The sequence below is a fragment of the Kordiimonas lipolytica genome, from assembly GCF_001550065.1.
The window spans coordinates 234,309-249,726 of record NZ_LRUB01000017.1 but is presented as its reverse complement, the minus strand read 5'-3'; the positions used below and the strand labels follow the sequence as shown (position 1 = coordinate 249,726).

The following is a 15,418-nucleotide window of genomic DNA, read 5'->3' as shown; positions in this document are numbered from 1 at the left end:
CCCATGAAACAGATGCTGCATTGCCTGCTTGCCGGTTTGGTGTTTGGGGGTGCAGCATTTGCCCAACCTGAAAAATCCACGCCTTCTCCAAGCAGCCCACTCTGCCTGAAATTGGGTGCCGATGAGACACTCGGCGCCCATTATGCAGCTTTCGAAAAGCTCATGACCGACCTTTATAGCCGCGCCGGCCTGTGCGCCAACTCCATCGCCATGTCGCCAAAGCGGATCGAGCAACTGATGGCAAACGGTGAGCTGGACGGCGACTGGTTTCGGCCATCGGAATATATAACCACACGCGGGCTTGAGCAGCAGATTGTACAGCAGGCCATTTTTGGCCTTGAGGCGCGCCTGATCTGGCTGAAGAAAAGTGGCTTTTCTGGTAATCCCGCAGACCTCAAGGGGCTTACCGTGGGCTACCGGGCGGGATTCCGCTGGATTGAAACCCATATTCCGCTCATGGGTGGCAAGCCCTTCGCCATCACTGGTGGCAGCCAGGTGAAAGCCCTTCTGGAGCATGGCCGCATCCAGGTTTACGCCACCAGCAGTGCCCATGAACCCAACGTCATAGCTGCCTTTGGCGAAGACGCAGACAAACTGACCAGCACCCGTTGGGCCACAGAACCCTTCTATCACCTGCTACAGCCCCGCCACGCAGACAAGATCCCCGCCCTGACAAAGGCTATCAAGGATATGATAAGGGACGGTGACATGCAGAGCCACCTGACCATGCCTGGGGTAATCGCTGTGCCGCTTCGAACAGGAAACTAAAGGTTGGTATCACAACCGGACCGCGCTAAAAAACATCAACGGGGGCAAGGGGAAATGAGGGGCCCATGCATTACAGGCAGGTACTATCCAACCGCACAGCACGCCGCCTGATCATATGGCGCACGCTTCAAGGCATGATCATGGGCAGCGGCGCACCCCTTGGTTGGGCCTGCATTCAGCTGCTGCGCGGCATCAACCTGCGAACCGACATTTCCGAAAACCTGCCTCTCTATCTTTATATGCTCTTCGGCACCATGCTTGTCTTCGCTGTTTTTGGGTCCTATGTCGGCAAACAGGAAAGCCTGATGCAACAAAGGTCGCTCCGGGATACGCTTACGGGCCTCTATAACCTGAGGCACTTCCGCGATCGCCTTGATGCAGAAATCATTGATGCCCGCCGCCAGGGCACGCCGCTTTCGCTGGTGTTTTTCGACCTGGATCATTTTAAACGGGTCAATGATACCTATGGCCACGGCGCGGGCGATATGGTGCTTTTGGCCGTTGCAGAATGCGTTTCAGGCGTGCTGCGCCGGAACGAGCTTTTGGCCAGGGTCGGCGGGGAAGAGTTTGCCGTCCTCCTGCCGCACACATCGCTCGAGCAGGCCACCCAACTGGCCGAACGACTCCGGGAAGTCATGCATGAATTGACCGTGACGGTTGACGGGACCACAGAGCTGTCCGTCACTATGTCTCTGGGCGTGGTCACACTGGCGACAGACGAAGGCGCAAAATCCTTCGCCGAGCGCGCCGACGCCGCCATGTATGAAGCCAAGCGCCTGGGACGTGACCGCGTTTTCACTGCGTAAAGCCCTTCATCGTAAAAGTTGAAATATCGAGCCAACATTCAACCTTTTTTTACATTTTGGCATCACTCTGAAGCCCGACAAAAAGGGGAGTCGAGCCATGACCAAAGCCATTCTTCAGGGACTTTTCATTTTGACGCTGATTATTGGCGTCAGCATTGCCGAAGCCTTGATGCCGCTTGCGCTCCCCGAAGCGCAAACCCCAAACCGATTCTATACCCCTGACGGCATGGAAGGCACACTGACCGGATGGCAGGCATGCCGCAAGGCGGGCTTGCAACTCGCACAAGGGCGCAGCGACCGCCAGATCAAGGGCCACTGCACCAATGGCTATGCAGTTTCACAAGCTGCCCAGGTCGAATTTTCCGACATCCGTGTCCATGACGAATTCAGTGCCTGCGCCTTTGGCACAAGCGAATACACGCCATACCGGCGGTTCGTTTCGGCCACGTTCCGAAACAAAGACACTGGGGTCTATGTTGCTCGCGTCCGGCTGCAGACTGTCAATCCATCCAACCTAGCCGACAGGGCTAGTAATACCATTGATGTTTGGCTTGACCCCGGAGCCAAATCACATACTTGCCTTGGTATTGTTTTCGAGTTTGATACAGAGGAAGAGGCTCGCCTCTTTGATGAGAGTGCCGCAAGCATGCAGATCGAACCATTGGATGTTTACGGCGTTTCAAACAATCCCATCGAACGACCTTCCCTGCCCAGCAAACTACCATTTGGCAAGCTGCCGGAAGAATCCAACGCCTGACACCTAAAAACTGTAGGACAGCCCGAGCGCCACAGAAAGCTGATAGTCTTTGTCAATGGCTGGGCTGACGCGGATGTCTTTGTCCAGATAGATGGCATTGACAAGGCTGATCAGGCTTACGCTGCCACTGAGCTTATAAATGGCCATAACGCCAGCCTCCAGGTTGAGAGCCTTGGTGTTCGGCTGGAAAACCGGCAGGATAACCGCCTTTTCTTTTTCAATCATTCTGGCCTGCTGCTCCGGCGTCGTGCCCCAAAGGTAATTCGTCAGGTCCTGGTCCTGCCAACTGACGCCAACCCTAGGCGTGACATCGAGCTTGTCGGAGCGGAAGGTATAGCTATAGGCAGCCTGCAGCTCCATGCCGCCTGACGTCCCTGTAGCGTCATGAAGCCCCGAGACTGTCAGCTTACCGAAAGTACCCTCAAGGCCGAAACGAACACCGGCGTCTGCTGTCACCTTGTTACGGCTGGAACCGGGCAACATCCGTGCCGCACCGACGAGGTCGATTGAGAACGCAAGAGGCACGTCGTCTGCGGGCTTCAGCAGATGATATCCCATTTGCAGCCCCTGAATGAAGAACCGGTCCCCGTTATAAGAGATATAGGGGAACGCGTTAAACTCGCCGTCCTCCGCCGCGAACGGTGAAGTTCCATAGATGCCTATTGCACCCACCGACCATTTCGGAGGCCCGCCCTGAGCCTGACCTGGGGCAGACAAAAAGATCGCCACAATCCCCACCAATGCGGCCTGAAAGCATTTCAGCATAACTACCTCGCGCTGTCTTGTTGGCAGCCGTTCGGCCGCGATATTTTTCAACCTTCTTACCCGTCATACGTCGCGAAATGCCCGCATGGATCACACAAAAAAAGCCGCGGCGAACCGCGGCTTTTGAAAGGTCCAGACTGATAGCTGGTGACTATTCTTCAACGGCCTGTTCATCTGCCTCGTCAGCGTATGACCGGTCAAAGGCTGTCGAGAAGAAGAGCGCATTCAGGAACAGCTTTTCCGTACCCAGATAGGTGGCCCGGAAATTGGGGTTGTCTGCAAACAGAATAATCGCCCCTTCCCCCATGCGCTCAGCCGTCATCATCGGCGTGCCCTTCAGTTCTGAAATCCGCCGCTCAGACGCATAGCCAGACAACAGCGGGCTCTCCGTATAAACGGCGACCTGAGCGTATGGGTCTTTCGGCACGGGAAGCTTAGTGGCGGTGTTCTTGTTGGACGCCATCATGCGGCGCACAAGACCAAAGCCCATCGGGTGCGTTATGTCCAGGTCACTCTCAAAAAGAGCGCCACCAATGACATGCTCTGCATCCTTCTGGCCTTTGTCAGCGTAGGCGAGGCGCGCAGGCACTGCATCATCCTTGTTCTCATCCTTCTCGTCCTTCTTGCCGTTTCCGGTGATATATTTGGCGGCCCAGTCAGCCCCCTGGCGGGAGGCTATAATTGTGCCTCCGCCCTTCACCCACGCCTTGAGGTCATCCGCCATATCTTTGGGCAACACGTCGCCGCGACCGCCAACAAGAATGAGGTGCGTATAACGGCGCATGTCGATACTTTTGAGGCGGTCCTGGCGCACAAGCGTGACCGGCATATTCATCCGGTGATCCAGAAGGTGCCATACCTCGCCCGCGTCATAGGGGGACATCTTGCCGCCCACTACCAGAAGCGGCTTGATGGGCTTGAGGTCAGTCACAGAATTGCGGCCGCCAAGGTCTGCGCCGGCATCCAGCGTATGGCCCGATGTCGCGGCGTGAATGATCAGATCGTTATCAGCCGCGATCTCTTTCATCAGCGCATGAATGTCGTTGGCAGGAACGGTTTGCAAGTCACGCTGCACAATGATGGCGCCCCGATCGAACGAAATAACGCCACTGGTTGTCTGAACGCGGATAGGTTCCTTGGAAACACGCGCCATAACGCCCGCTTCAAGAAGCCGCGACACAGCGCGCGGCGCGTAATAGTCAGACCAACGGAACACATAGGCGTAAGGCGCTTCCTGCGGCTCGGCCGCCACCTTGTATGCATCAGGTGCCTCATCGCCGATTTTGCCACGCAGGCTGCCTTTCAATTCGGCATAATCAAGGCCGTAGGCGAGCGGGAGCGTCCAGCCCGACACGTCATAGAAGACCTTGTCTGGAAACTCCGTGATGCGGTTAAAGAGCGCTTTTGCCATGCGGTATTGCCGCTGGTTCATCGGCACAACAAAAGCTCCTTCGCCAAAAATACGGCCATCTGCCCTCAAGCTACCATTCAGCGCGTAGGCTTTCACGTCATGGCGACCCAAAAGCTCGATAAATTTGTGCAGGCGAACAGGGTCTTCCGGCGCCTGAAACACATAACCACTTACATCATCATGCTTGGCCGCTTCCATCGCGGTCTCATAGAACTCGCGCTGATATGCATGCAGGCTGGCCCGCATAGCAGCCGCACCCTCAATAGTCGACAGACTGGTCAGAAGATGGTTGCGGATGTTGTTGGCGTAGGTCTTGATGCCCTGGTCGCTTTCGCGCGCAATACCCATCTGGGCACCGGCTTCAAAGAGAACACCGAGAGAGCCGTTGACCTGCGGGTAGGTCGACCCCTTGCCGATATAATAGTTGTCGAAGCCCTCTTCGGAAAAATAGAGCGACTTTTCGCGGTCAAGCGTTTGCTGGTGATAGTCCGCGAGCTCAACAAGAAGTTCCCGCCCCCTGGTAGGGATCAGCGGGTATTTCCGCGTCGGCACACCTGGGTGGAAATAATAGGTACTGTTGGGGCCCATCTCGTGGAAGTCAGCCGACACCTGCGGCTTCCACTTGTGCCACTGGGTCAGCCACGCGCGGCTTTCAGGCTGGGTCTGCAACAGCCACTGGCGGTTGAGGTCAAACCAATAGTGGTTGGTGCGCCCACCCGGCCAGATCTGTTTATGCACCTCGTGTTCCGGGTCGGTGGCTCTTACGTCAGAGCCATACTGCGTTACCCAGGCACCACGGCGGGCGTGACCGTCCGGGTTGAAAATCGCGGTAATCAGGATCACGCTGTTCTCAAGCGTATCGTTGATTTTGTCGCCGCGAGCCGACGCAAGATGATAAAGCGCCGGGACCGCCGCATCCATACCGCTGGATTCAGCGCCATGCACACCGTAGTTCAGCCAGGTAACGACCGGCAGGTCATCAGAGGCCTGCGATGCGGTTTCAGGGTTGCTGCGCAACAGATGATTCTGGCGAATTTCTTCGAGACGCGCGAGGTTTTCCGGGCTGGAGACGGTGATGAAAAGGATCGGCCGACGCTCATGGCTATAGCCAATGGTTTCCACCACCATGCGCGGACTGGCGGACGCGAGCTCGCGAATATAGGCCACCATCAGGTCATGCCGGATTGGCTGGTCACCGATGTCATGACCAAACACTTCTGCTGGCTTGGCCACAGTCTGGTCATAGTCGGTGCCTTCAATGAGGAAATAGTCCAGCGGTTCGGCGAAAGCGCCTGTCGCCATGAGCACTACCGCGACACTGGCCCCGACACTCCGACTAACCAAACGATTGACGATATTTTTGATCATCCCTGTCCCCTGTAATTGATTTGCTTGCGCGCATCATAGTCGACGCGGCAACTGACATCCAGACTTCCCAGTGCGCAACCGGGAGACCCCCGTCCGGACTTTATAATTCTCTCACACGGTATACATATAGAGCGATGGAAGAGAAAAACACATGTCCGTTATGTGATCGCCCGCTCGGCCAAGCCGTTGAAATGCATCACCTAATCCCGAAAAGTCAGGGCGGCCGGGAAACCATTCCGCTACATCCGATTTGCCACCGCAAGATTCACGCCCTATTTAACGAGAAAGAGCTGGCAAAACGCTTCTCAACCATTGAGGCTCTGCGGCAATCGGAGGAAATCAGCCTGTTCATAGAGTGGCTGAAGGGAAAACCCGCCGATTTTTACCGCAAGACCAAGCCCAAGGGTGGAAAAAGGCGCCGTTAGAGGGTATGTCCCCGCCAGCGAAAAAGAAACTAAGCTGGATGGAAACATGCAACAAGCGCCAATGACGCTCGAAAAATGGGGCAAGTGCGGCAAATATTTCGAGTGGCAGGATCACCATATCTACTACCAGCGTGGCGGTAGCGGCGAGGTGCTGTTGACCCTGCATGGTTTCCCCACCTGCAGTTGGGATTGGGCCTGGGTTTCCAAAGACCTGATCAAGGATTTCCATATGATCGTACCGGACCTGATGGATTATGGCCGGTCGCTCAACAGCCGCAAGAAGACCTGCACCATCATGGACCAGGCAGATATGCTTGAAGCCTTGATGGCGCACAGGGAAGTGAATGAAGCACATATCCTAGCGCACGACGTGGGCGACACCGTAACGCAGGAACTGCTGGCGCGCCAAAACGAGGGCAAGCTCTCCTTCCGGATCAAGAGCGTACTGTTCCTGAATGGTGGCATGCTGCCGCACCTGCACCGTCCCCGCACCGTCCAGACGCTGCTTGCCGGCAAGGCCGGGCCGCTGATCGCGCGCTCTGCATCCAAGAAGAAATTCCTTACTGGTTTTGCAGATGTCTTTGGCCCCAACACCCGGCCAAGCGGCAAGATGCTGGAAGAATTCTGGCCCGCCATGCTCGGCGTGAATGGTCGCGGCGCTTTTGCCCGCCGCATCCGCTACATGCATGAACGGCAGGAGCACGCTGACCGCTGGGTTGGCGCTCTCAAACAAACCATCGCGCCGATGATGCTGATCAACGGCTTGGCTGACCCTGTGTCCGGTGCGCACGCCGCGGACGGTATCGAGCGCGAGATCGGCATGAAAGTTGTGCGCCTACCGGGCATTGGTCATTTCCCGCAGATTGAAGCACCAGAGACCATCGTGGAACTGGTGCATCAGTTCCAGGACTGCATTGTACGGAACGGCTATGTGCAGCCAACGCCACTCAAACACTCAGCTCGGACATCATAATATAAAGATTTCTTTATATTTTAAATGCTGATATAAGCCCGATTCAACGACGCTGAAAATTGCGCGATGGAGAAGGGCATGACAAGCCACACCAAAGATAAAAAGCACCCGCCTACAAGGGCAATCCTTGCCTTCCTGACAATTGTCGCAGGCACAGTGATGGGGCTCGCGGGGATTGATCTGGTGCTGCCGTCGGTGCCTTTCATGCCGGAAATATTCGGCACTACCCAGGCAAATGCGCAGCTTGTGTTGGCAGCCTATGTTGCAGGTTCGACGGTTGGGCTTCTGTTGTTTGGCACCCTTGCCAGCTATTTTGGGCGCAGACGCCTGTTTATCGCATCCCTTGCGGCTTTTGCTCTTGTCTCATTGGCCGCAAGTTTCGCTACCGATATCTGGACACTTAACGCGCTCAGGCTGCTGCAGGGGGCGGCGGCCAGTGGTTCAGCCGTATTGGCTCCCGGCCTGATCCGGGGCCTGTTTTCCGAACTGGGTGCTGTGCGCGCCATCAGCGCTATGGGCAGTATCGAAGCCCTGGTGCCCGGCCTCGCCCCCATCGCCGGCGCCTGGATGCACAAGGCTTACGGCTGGCAGATGTCGTTCAATCTGACAGGCGTCTTGTGCCTGATTATCTGCCTGATCGTCTTTGTCATCCCCTCCCTATTGCCGCATATCGGCCGCAAGATAGGCGACGCCCCCTCAAGCTATATGAAAGTAATCTCGAACCCTACATTCCTGCGCTATGGCCTGAGCCATGCGCTGATCCTAGGCGGCCTGCTGACGTTCGTCTTCTCCGCGCCCGCAGTAATCATCCAGACAATGGACGGCACGATCGACGACTTTATCCTGATGCAGTTCATCGGCGTCAGCTGCTTCATCCTGTCGGCAAACCTTGCAGGTAATTTTGTCAAACGCTGGGGCGTTGAAGCCATCATCACAGCCGGAACCTGGCTGTCCCTTCTGGGGACACTGCTTCTGGCTGTCTATGCCGTTACAGGCAAAAACGATCCGACAGACCTGGCCACGCTCTTCTGGGTATTGAATACAGGCCTTGGCATCCGCGGCGGCGCAGGGTTCGTGCGGGCGCTTTCGGCCAGCCACGGCGATGATGAGCGCGCCTCTGCCATCATCATCCTGGCGACCACCGGGATCGCGGCACTTGGCACAGCCATAGTCGCCCCCTTTATCCTCAAGGGACTGATGGCACTGACCATCACCGTGGTTGCCATAATTTTCCCTGCGGTTATTCTCATTCTCGCCATCAAGCCGCTTGAAGATGAAGGCGAACAAGAGATCCTAGAGCCCGGTCAGGAGTAACCCCCATGTCCCGCATTGCCTATGTAAATGGTGCCTATGTGCCCATGTCGGAAGCCTATGTTCATATTGACGACCGCGGCTACCAGTTTGCCGACGGTGTTTATGAGGGCGTATCCATCAGGCATGGTAAATTGATCGACCTCGAGCCTCACCTCGACCGGCTATGGCGATCGCTGGGAGAACTTCAGATGATGGCCCCGATGGACCGTGGGCCCATGCGGTTTGTACTTAAGGAAGTAGTGCGCCGGAACCGCATCAAGGATGGATTCCTCTATCTCCAGATCACACGCGGCGTTGCCCCAAGGGACCATCCGTTCCCAGCGCAGACGCCCTGGCCCGCAATGGTGGTTACAGCCAAACGGCTGAACTTCGACGCGATTACCGAGCGCGCGCTGAAAGAGGGCGTCGCGGCATCAAGTCAGCCGGACATCCGCTGGGGCCGGTGCGATGTGAAATCCACATCACTTCTGCCGAATATCCTGGCCAAGCAGGCCGCGCGCGAGGCAGGCGCGTTTGAGGCTGTCATGTATGACCAGGCTGGCCATGTGACTGAGGGCAGCAGCACCAATATCTGGATGGTAACGAAAGACGGCACGCTGGTAACACGGTCAACGGCTGACAACATCCTGCCCGGCGTTACACGGGCAAGCGTGATGAAGGTGGCCAAAGACCTGCAGATGAAAGTGGAAGAGCGCGCCTTCACGCTGGAGGAAGCACTGGGCGCCGCTGAGATGTTCCTCACATCCAGCACCAGCTGCGCCATGCCGATCATCACGCTTGACGGGCAAAAGATTGGCGACGGCACCCCGGGCCCCGTCGCCAAACGGTTGGTTGAAGCCTACAAGGCCTTCATGGGCACCTAATCAGCAGCGGCCTCGCCTGCGCCAAAGCCCATGCCCTTGCCCCACATGAAGGACATCAGCGCGCCGACAATGGCACCAAACACCAGATGCATGATATCAAGCGGCAAGCGTGTCTCCTGCGGGAAATCCTTCAGCATGGTGTACCAAATGTTGTCAGTTGCCAGCAGGTAAAGCCCCACCATGAACCCGAACATGGCACCAGCCTTCAGGTCTGCACTGCCGACAGCCTTGCCGAACAGCCACACGAAGGCGATTGTCTGCACAAGGTGATAGCCCATTATTGGTACCACTGTTTCTTCTTGTGGCTTCAAAGCCATCATGCTGGCTTCAAAGGCATCCGCAAACATCATCGGCCCTACTGTGTAGAGAATGCCAAAGGCAATAAACGCAACAACTATATTCAGGATAAATTTTCCAACATTCATCGGTCCCTCCCCTAACTGTTGGATGATCTATCCCCTTCTGTCGTTACTCAGCACCCTTTTTTTGCTTATCCCCAAAAGTCTCCAGGCCATCCTTGTGAACGGTATGGCCTTCATCGTGCCGCAAGTGTACCACACGTTGCGGGAACGGAAATTCAATGTCATTCTCGTGGAACAGGTCCCAAATGTGCAGCATCACATCGCTGGCGATGTTGGAAACGCCATGCTGCGGGTCCTCTATCCACATCCGTAGCTCAAGATCCACGCCATCAGCGCCAAACCCCTTGATCAAGGTCCTGGGCGCCGGGTTATTCAGAACGCGCTGTTCCCTGCCGGCGGCCTCCACCATCAGGTCCATCGCCTTCCTGATATCGCTGTCATAGGATACCTGCACAGGCACACGGCGGCGCACGAGACGGTGGCTATGCGACCAGTTGATCACCGGCTGGGTAATCATGTCCTCATTCGGAATCAGGAATTCTGTACCGTCACGCGTGATGACACTGGTGTAGCGCGCAGCAAGGCGGTTGATGGTGCCGTAGGTGCCTTGCGTCTCAATCACATCGCCAGGCTTGATGGAGCGATCCATCAACAGGATGATGCCGGAGATAAAGTTACCTACAACCTTCTGCAGACCGAAACCGATACCCACACCAAGCGCACCACCGAAGACTGCTAGAGCCGTCAGATCAATACCCGTGGCATTCAGGGAAACCAGGAAAGCAAGAGATACCAGGATGATCTTGCCTGACTTGGTCATCAGCACGCGTGCGCTGGGCGGCACGCTGGATAGCCCCCTGACCTGCTTCTCGAGCAGTGCTGACAGTGCAAGAGCTACCCACAAGACAACCGCAAAGGTGAAGACGCCCTGGATGATATCGAGAACGCTGATAGATGCTTCCCCGAGCGGCAGATGGGCATCGTCCAGCACAATCACAATCGGGCTGAGAAGCCCAACTATGTTTAGTGCCGCAACAGACCAGGCAATGCCAGCAACCAGGCGCGCCAATTCCCGGTTCTGAATCAGGCTGACTGCCAGGCGGATCACCAGCCACGCAGAAAACAGGCTTGTCGCTATAGACAGGAGATAGGGCGATGCCACCCAAGGGCTCATGACCAGGATCGCCGTCCACAAGAGCATGATCGCCAGCGCTGTCGACAGGATCGGCTGTAGCCGGGCTTCGATCTTCAGCATCCATTTGTGCTCGCCGAAGGCCTTCATCAATCCGCCATGGATGCGGCTCGAGGCAAAGCGCGACAGCAGGACCGAAAAAATTATGATGGCAAGCTCAAGGAGGCGGACAGGCTCGAGCACATTGGCCTTTGCCCACACCCAGCTTTCGCTCAACAATGCGATAATCTGTGCCTTGAGTTCTTCTCCCATGACAGGAGTTTAACGCCTTGTTTTAAAAAAGTCTCTAAGCAATTGAGCGCTTTCCCGCTCAAGAATTCCACCATAAATCTCGGGCCTATGGTGAGTTGTCTTCTGGCTGAAAATCCGCGCCCCCACCGTTATGCCGCCGCCCTTCTCATCGTCAGCACCATAATAAAGCCTGCGGATGCGCGCGAAGGCGATGGCCTGGGCGCACATGGCGCAGGGCTCGAGCGTGACATAAAGATCGCAGCCCTCCAGCCGTTCCGACCCAAGAAGCTTCGCTGCCTGCCGGATCGCGATCAGTTCCGCATGGCCGGTGGGGTCCTTGGCCCCCACCACATCATTGCCCGCGGCTGCGAGGACGAGGCCGTTCGGCCCCACCACGACAGCACCGATGGGAACCTCACCACGGTCGGCAGCCTTCCGGGCTTCGTCAAGCGCCCGGTGCATATGCGGGAATGTATCAATCATGCCCATTCTTTAGCGCGATTGATCGACCTCGCCAACACAAGCTTTGCCCGCCTGCTTCTCAAATTGACCACCTTCCCATTCAAAAGATGGCATGCCAGCTTCGCTATACTCGACCTTGAGCTTGCTTGGTTCGCCGTACGCGCGCTCCATAATGCGGGCAACACCGTCAGGCCCAGAGATGACTTCCGCGCTGAAACGGCCAATTTTGAAGGTCAGTTTACCGTCAGCCTCACACAAGCTGGCCTCACCATAGGCATCAGACGAATAGAGGCCGATCAGATCCTGCCGAAGCTTTGCAGCGCCTGCCATTGTGGCGCCCCGGAGGGCCTGCTCGCGAATACGGCCACGAAAATTGGCATACCCCAACTGGCTTTCGACCCGGCCCGCGAGGCGTTCTATTGCCTTGTCGTCCGCGCCTTCAAGCCCAAGGGCATAATCAAGCCCCTGCTGCACGGCGTTCCAGCCAAATGTCCAGCCGAAGGCACGTGCCCCGTTGATGGAAGAGACGACAAGGTCGTCATCCGGCAGATACAACATAAAGATCATCATGCCGTCATAGGTCCCGCCGTGGTAGAGCACACGGTGACCAGCATAATCACAGGTTTGCCAGCCCAGCGCATATCCCGTGCACGTCATGTCGGCATACTTCTTGGGCTTCTCACGTTTTACATACGGCGTTTGTGCGACTTCATATATGGCGTCCGCAAACACCTTGCGCGTCACATTGGCCTGAAGCCAGCGCACTGCGTCCCCGGTGGAAACAAACAGGCCGCCTGCCGGATGCATCAGGTCGTCAGCTTTGGCTTTTGCCGGTGTCCAGCCCTCCTTGGCATTGGGATCATAGTGGTTCCCGAGCGCGATCTTATCTGATGAAATTTCACTTGGCTTTGTGGAGGCGCTTGCCAAACCAAGCGGCTGGAAAATATCGCTTGCCAGCCAGTCATGCCAACTGCGACCGGTTTTTTGCTCCAGAACCGCCGCATAGATCAGATACCCAAGATTGTCGTAGGAAAACCCCGGCTCTATGGAAACGCTGCTGCCTTCAAGGATGGCCTCATAATCCGCAAGGCTCGTGCCGCCCACATAGGCAGTGCGCACCACAAGCGGGTCGTTCTCAAATCCAAAATTGTGGGTCAGCAGGTCGCGCATCGTGATGCCCGCTGCATCGATGGGCGCGGGCAGCTCAAGGCTCGGCCATTCATCAGCAAGCGTGGCATCAAGGGATAGCACGCCTTCCGCGTCCAGCCTGGCGGCCAGGAGACCGACAAAGCTTTTGGTGACAGAGGCAATATAAAGCGGGGAATCCAGCTCAAGCGGGGAATCCTGGCCAAGAATACGTGGCCCCTTCAGTCGGCTGTATAGCAGTTTATCACCATTTGCGATTGCCAAGCTGTAGCTGGGCGGCGCCAGCGGGCTTGCCTCAGCCTCCGCCAGAAAGGCGTCAAGCTTGCTATTGTACGGGGCAGCATCCTGATCGGCGGACGCAGAAATGGAAAGACTGAGGGCCGCAATGCAGCAGCCCAGCTTTTGGGATATTTTCATTTTTCACTCGCTATCGTTTTTATTTCGGCCCTTATGGGCTCTCTCGCTATCTATGTAGCAGTGGCTTTCTACTACATTAGTCGTAGAAGTCAAGTCGATTGCCTGAGCGCATGAAGACGAATATCTTGCAAGCAGCCTTGGCTGCGCCTATGGTCCGCGCAACAGAAAGCGGTTGATAATGAGCGACGAAAATAAAACAGAAGAGACTGCCCCAGACATGCCTGCTGAACGCATCGCCAAAGTACTGGCGCGCGCTGGCGTTGGCTCGCGCCGCGACGTGGAACGCATGATCGGTGAAGGCCGCGTCTGGCTGGACGGCAAGAAGCTGGAAACCCCGGCCGTATTGGTCTCCAGCCTCAAAGGCATCACGGTTGACGGCGAACCTATCGGCGACGTGCGCGAAACCAAGCTTTGGCGCATGCACAAGCGCCGCGGCACGCTGACCACCCACAAGGACCCGCAAGGCCGACAGACAGTGTTCGACAACCTGCCGAACCACGTTGGCCGGGTGATCGCCATCGGCCGACTGGACATGAACACAGAGGGCCTGTTGTTGCTCACCAACGATGGCGAACTTGCCCGCTGGATGGAGCTGCCGTCCACGGCACTGGTGCGCCGCTACCGGGTGCGCGCCTATGGCCGCGTAGACGAAAAGGCATTAGCGAGCCTCAAGGACGGTGTCACCATAGACGGCGTCCATTATGGCGCGGTTGAGGCCAAGCTGGAGCGTCAGGCTGGCGCCAACGCCTGGATCACTGTAGCCATTCGTGAAGGTAAGAACCGCGAGGTCCGGCGCGTGATGGAACATCTGGGGCTCGAGGTTAACCGCCTGATCCGCACCCATTATGGTCCCTTTGCCCTTGGCAACCTACCACTTGAAGGGGTCGCAGCGGTTCCCGACAAACAGCTACGCGATGCCTTGTCAGGCTTCTTCGCCGAAGCGACAGGTAGCGTAGCGGCGCCCATCAAGAAACATGACCCCAGCAAATGGGCCAAGGCAAAGAAAGACGACAAGCCGAAGCCCGGCGCCAAGCGCCGCCGCAAGAGCCGCATTGCAGATGCCGATGCTCCCAAGCCTGGCATGCGCAAACCGCGCACCAAAGCAGACGGCAAGCCTCAGGGGAAAGACAAAGGAATGCCAACTGGACGGCCAACCGGCAAGCCTGAAGCACGCGGCAAAGGCCCTGCACCGAAGGGACGTCCGAACCGAGAGCCTAAGAAATGACACGCATCGTCGCCGGGCAGTTTCGCGGACGGCGGCTTGAAGTGCCAAAAGGGCGCGACGTGCGCCCCACCACGGACCGTATGCGCGAGCGCCTGTTTTCCATGCTGATGCATGCCCGGTATCCGGATATGACCGGCGCTGTGGTGGCGGACATTTTCGCGGGAACCGGCGCGCTTGGGCTTGAGGCGCTATCGAGAGGTGCCGACAAGGTCACTTTCGTCGAACAAGCCCGCCCTTCAATCGCCTGCATCAACGCCAACATCGCAACGCTTGGCGTGGCCCCAAAAACCACCGTCCTGTCCAAAGATGCAACGAGGTTGCCCACTGCGACAGAGCCCTGCGATTTCATTTTTATGGACCCACCATACAGGAAAGGGCTCGTCCGCCCAACACTCGACGCTATCCTGGCGCAAGGCTGGCTGGCAGCAGACGGCGTGATTGTGTGCGAACAGGCTTCCGACGAGCCACTTGATATTCCGGACAAGCTTGAGGTCATAGATGACCGCAGCCAGGGCCAGCAACGGATTTTGTTCTTGCTCAGAAAATAGCACTTCCGGCGACTTTTGCACGAAGGACACCCCGTCAGACACACGTAACAGTCATGGCAGGCGGCCGGAGGCCAACACCATGTCCACTCGACCGCCTGTTTGCCAAGGTTGCCTTTACCCTGTCGTGTCCGAAATTGTAATGGCATGCCGAGGCAACACATTCTCCGGCGCATCTGCCCTGCGCCCCCCATCCAGGGTGGATGCGCCAACCTCCTTTGCACCAGACGACCCCGACCGCCCGATGAAACAAACCAGAATGCGGGCCTCTCACACCCACGACTCCAACTTTTTTCCACAAAAGTTCTTTTTTCGGGAGGGATGGCGACCAGCGAATTGTCTTATCCGCATAAACCTATTTTTGCTACCTAACCAACAATAGCAACTA

At 56.8% G+C, this 15,418-nt stretch carries 15 protein-coding genes; 9 read left to right on the top strand and 6 right to left on the bottom strand.

The window, feature by feature from the left end:
• Positions 1–3: 3 nt before the first annotated feature.
• The 3 genes from KORM41_RS09250 to KORM41_RS09240 all read left to right on the top strand — a co-directional run bounded on the left by KORM41_RS09250 (position 4) and on the right by KORM41_RS09240 (position 2,331).
• Complete coding sequence (locus KORM41_RS09250) at positions 4–768, top strand: substrate-binding domain-containing protein (RefSeq protein WP_068143691.1); 765 nt, start codon at positions 4–6, stop codon at positions 766–768.
• A 65-nt stretch (positions 769–833) separates the two neighbouring features.
• A complete protein-coding gene (locus KORM41_RS09245; protein WP_068143690.1) occupies positions 834–1,574 on the top strand; it encodes a GGDEF domain-containing protein in 741 nt (246 codons plus the stop codon).
• 97 nt (positions 1,575–1,671) lie between these two features.
• Positions 1,672–2,331 (top strand): hypothetical protein, encoded by a 660-nt coding sequence (locus KORM41_RS09240; RefSeq protein ID WP_068143689.1) that lies wholly within the window; start codon positions 1,672–1,674, stop codon positions 2,329–2,331.
• A gap of 3 nt (positions 2,332–2,334) precedes the next feature.
• Here the strand turns inward: KORM41_RS09240 and KORM41_RS09235 are convergent, their stop codons facing one another.
• Complete coding sequence (locus KORM41_RS09235; RefSeq protein WP_156431852.1) at positions 2,335–3,096, bottom strand: MipA/OmpV family protein; 762 nt, start codon at positions 3,094–3,096, stop codon at positions 2,335–2,337.
• 151 nt (positions 3,097–3,247) lie between these two features.
• Positions 3,248–5,875 (bottom strand): M14 family zinc carboxypeptidase, encoded by a 2,628-nt coding sequence (locus KORM41_RS09230; protein ID WP_231727059.1) that lies wholly within the window; start codon positions 5,873–5,875, stop codon positions 3,248–3,250.
• A gap of 134 nt (positions 5,876–6,009) precedes the next feature.
• Here KORM41_RS09230 and KORM41_RS09225 point away from each other — a divergent pair, with 134 nt between their 5' ends.
• From KORM41_RS09225 to KORM41_RS09210, 4 genes are all read left to right on the top strand, one after another.
• Positions 6,010–6,300 carry an HNH endonuclease gene (locus KORM41_RS09225; protein WP_068143684.1) on the top strand — a complete coding sequence of 97 codons (291 nt, stop codon included), beginning with the start codon at positions 6,010–6,012 and terminating at the stop codon, positions 6,298–6,300.
• Between the two features lie 61 nt (positions 6,301–6,361).
• Complete coding sequence (locus KORM41_RS09220; RefSeq protein ID WP_068143678.1) at positions 6,362–7,273, top strand: alpha/beta fold hydrolase; 912 nt, start codon at positions 6,362–6,364, stop codon at positions 7,271–7,273.
• 78 nt (positions 7,274–7,351) lie between these two features.
• Positions 7,352–8,587: an MFS transporter gene (locus KORM41_RS09215; RefSeq protein WP_197420917.1), complete on the top strand. Its 1,236-nt coding sequence runs from the start codon at positions 7,352–7,354 to the stop codon at positions 8,585–8,587.
• 5 nt (positions 8,588–8,592) lie between these two features.
• A complete protein-coding gene (locus KORM41_RS09210; protein WP_068143675.1) occupies positions 8,593–9,450 on the top strand; it encodes a D-amino-acid transaminase in 858 nt (285 codons plus the stop codon).
• On the opposite strand, the gene KORM41_RS09205 is transcribed toward KORM41_RS09210, so the two are convergent.
• Genes KORM41_RS09205 through KORM41_RS09190 form a run of 4 tightly spaced genes read right to left on the bottom strand, consistent with a single transcriptional unit; the run spans position 9,447 to position 13,260 of the window.
• A complete protein-coding gene (locus KORM41_RS09205; protein WP_068143672.1) occupies positions 9,447–9,875 on the bottom strand; it encodes a hypothetical protein in 429 nt (142 codons plus the stop codon). The two genes, KORM41_RS09210 and KORM41_RS09205, sit on opposite strands and share 4 nt — an antisense overlap.
• A 43-nt stretch (positions 9,876–9,918) precedes the next feature.
• Positions 9,919–11,256, bottom strand: coding sequence for a mechanosensitive ion channel family protein (locus KORM41_RS09200; protein ID WP_068143670.1), 1,338 nt, complete (start codon positions 11,254–11,256; stop codon positions 9,919–9,921).
• A gap of 9 nt (positions 11,257–11,265) precedes the next feature.
• Complete coding sequence (locus KORM41_RS09195; protein WP_082719693.1) at positions 11,266–11,718, bottom strand: nucleoside deaminase; 453 nt, start codon at positions 11,716–11,718, stop codon at positions 11,266–11,268.
• A 9-nt stretch (positions 11,719–11,727) separates the two neighbouring features.
• Positions 11,728–13,260: a serine hydrolase domain-containing protein gene (locus tag KORM41_RS09190; protein WP_068143668.1), complete on the bottom strand. Its 1,533-nt coding sequence runs from the start codon at positions 13,258–13,260 to the stop codon at positions 11,728–11,730.
• 178 nt (positions 13,261–13,438) lie between these two features.
• On the opposite strand from KORM41_RS09190, the gene KORM41_RS09185 reads away from it, so the two are divergent.
• Together KORM41_RS09185 and rsmD are read left to right on the top strand one after the other, a co-directional pair.
• The gene (locus tag KORM41_RS09185; protein ID WP_082719655.1) at positions 13,439–14,485 is read left to right on the top strand and encodes a pseudouridine synthase; all 1,047 of its coding nucleotides are present in this window, start codon (positions 13,439–13,441) and stop codon (positions 14,483–14,485) included.
• On the top strand, positions 14,482–15,033 hold the full coding sequence (rsmD, locus tag KORM41_RS09180) for a 16S rRNA (guanine(966)-N(2))-methyltransferase RsmD (RefSeq protein ID WP_068143666.1): 552 nt from the start codon (positions 14,482–14,484) through the stop codon (positions 15,031–15,033). The genes KORM41_RS09185 and rsmD overlap by 4 nt, the downstream gene beginning before the upstream one ends.
• The last annotated feature ends 385 nt before the right edge of the window (positions 15,034–15,418 follow it).

Bases quoted from the DNA above. Each gene is read 5' to 3' on its own strand.
- KORM41_RS09210 (WP_068143675.1), top strand. From the start codon at position 8,593: ATGTCCCGCATTGCCTATGTAAATGGTGCCTATGTGCCCATGTCGGAA.
- KORM41_RS09235 (WP_156431852.1), bottom strand. From the start codon at position 3,096: ATGCTGAAATGCTTTCAGGCCGCATTGGTGGGGATTGTGGCGATCTTT.
- rsmD (WP_068143666.1), top strand. From the start codon at position 14,482: ATGACACGCATCGTCGCCGGGCAGTTTCGCGGACGGCGGCTTGAAGTG.
- KORM41_RS09225 (WP_068143684.1), top strand. From the start codon at position 6,010: ATGGAAGAGAAAAACACATGTCCGTTATGTGATCGCCCGCTCGGCCAA.
- KORM41_RS09220 (WP_068143678.1), top strand. From the start codon at position 6,362: ATGACGCTCGAAAAATGGGGCAAGTGCGGCAAATATTTCGAGTGGCAG.
- KORM41_RS09240 (WP_068143689.1), top strand. From the start codon at position 1,672: ATGACCAAAGCCATTCTTCAGGGACTTTTCATTTTGACGCTGATTATT.
- KORM41_RS09205 (WP_068143672.1), bottom strand. From the start codon at position 9,875: ATGAATGTTGGAAAATTTATCCTGAATATAGTTGTTGCGTTTATTGCC.
- KORM41_RS09190 (WP_068143668.1), bottom strand. From the start codon at position 13,260: ATGAAAATATCCCAAAAGCTGGGCTGCTGCATTGCGGCCCTCAGTCTT.
- KORM41_RS09185 (WP_082719655.1), top strand. From the start codon at position 13,439: ATGAGCGACGAAAATAAAACAGAAGAGACTGCCCCAGACATGCCTGCT.
- KORM41_RS09245 (WP_068143690.1), top strand. From the start codon at position 834: ATGCATTACAGGCAGGTACTATCCAACCGCACAGCACGCCGCCTGATC.
- KORM41_RS09200 (WP_068143670.1), bottom strand. From the start codon at position 11,256: ATGGGAGAAGAACTCAAGGCACAGATTATCGCATTGTTGAGCGAAAGC.
- KORM41_RS09250 (WP_068143691.1), top strand. From the start codon at position 4: ATGAAACAGATGCTGCATTGCCTGCTTGCCGGTTTGGTGTTTGGGGGT.
- KORM41_RS09215 (WP_197420917.1), top strand. From the start codon at position 7,352: ATGACAAGCCACACCAAAGATAAAAAGCACCCGCCTACAAGGGCAATC.
- KORM41_RS09195 (WP_082719693.1), bottom strand. From the start codon at position 11,718: ATGATTGATACATTCCCGCATATGCACCGGGCGCTTGACGAAGCCCGG.
- KORM41_RS09230 (WP_231727059.1), bottom strand. From the start codon at position 5,875: ATGATCAAAAATATCGTCAATCGTTTGGTTAGTCGGAGTGTCGGGGCC.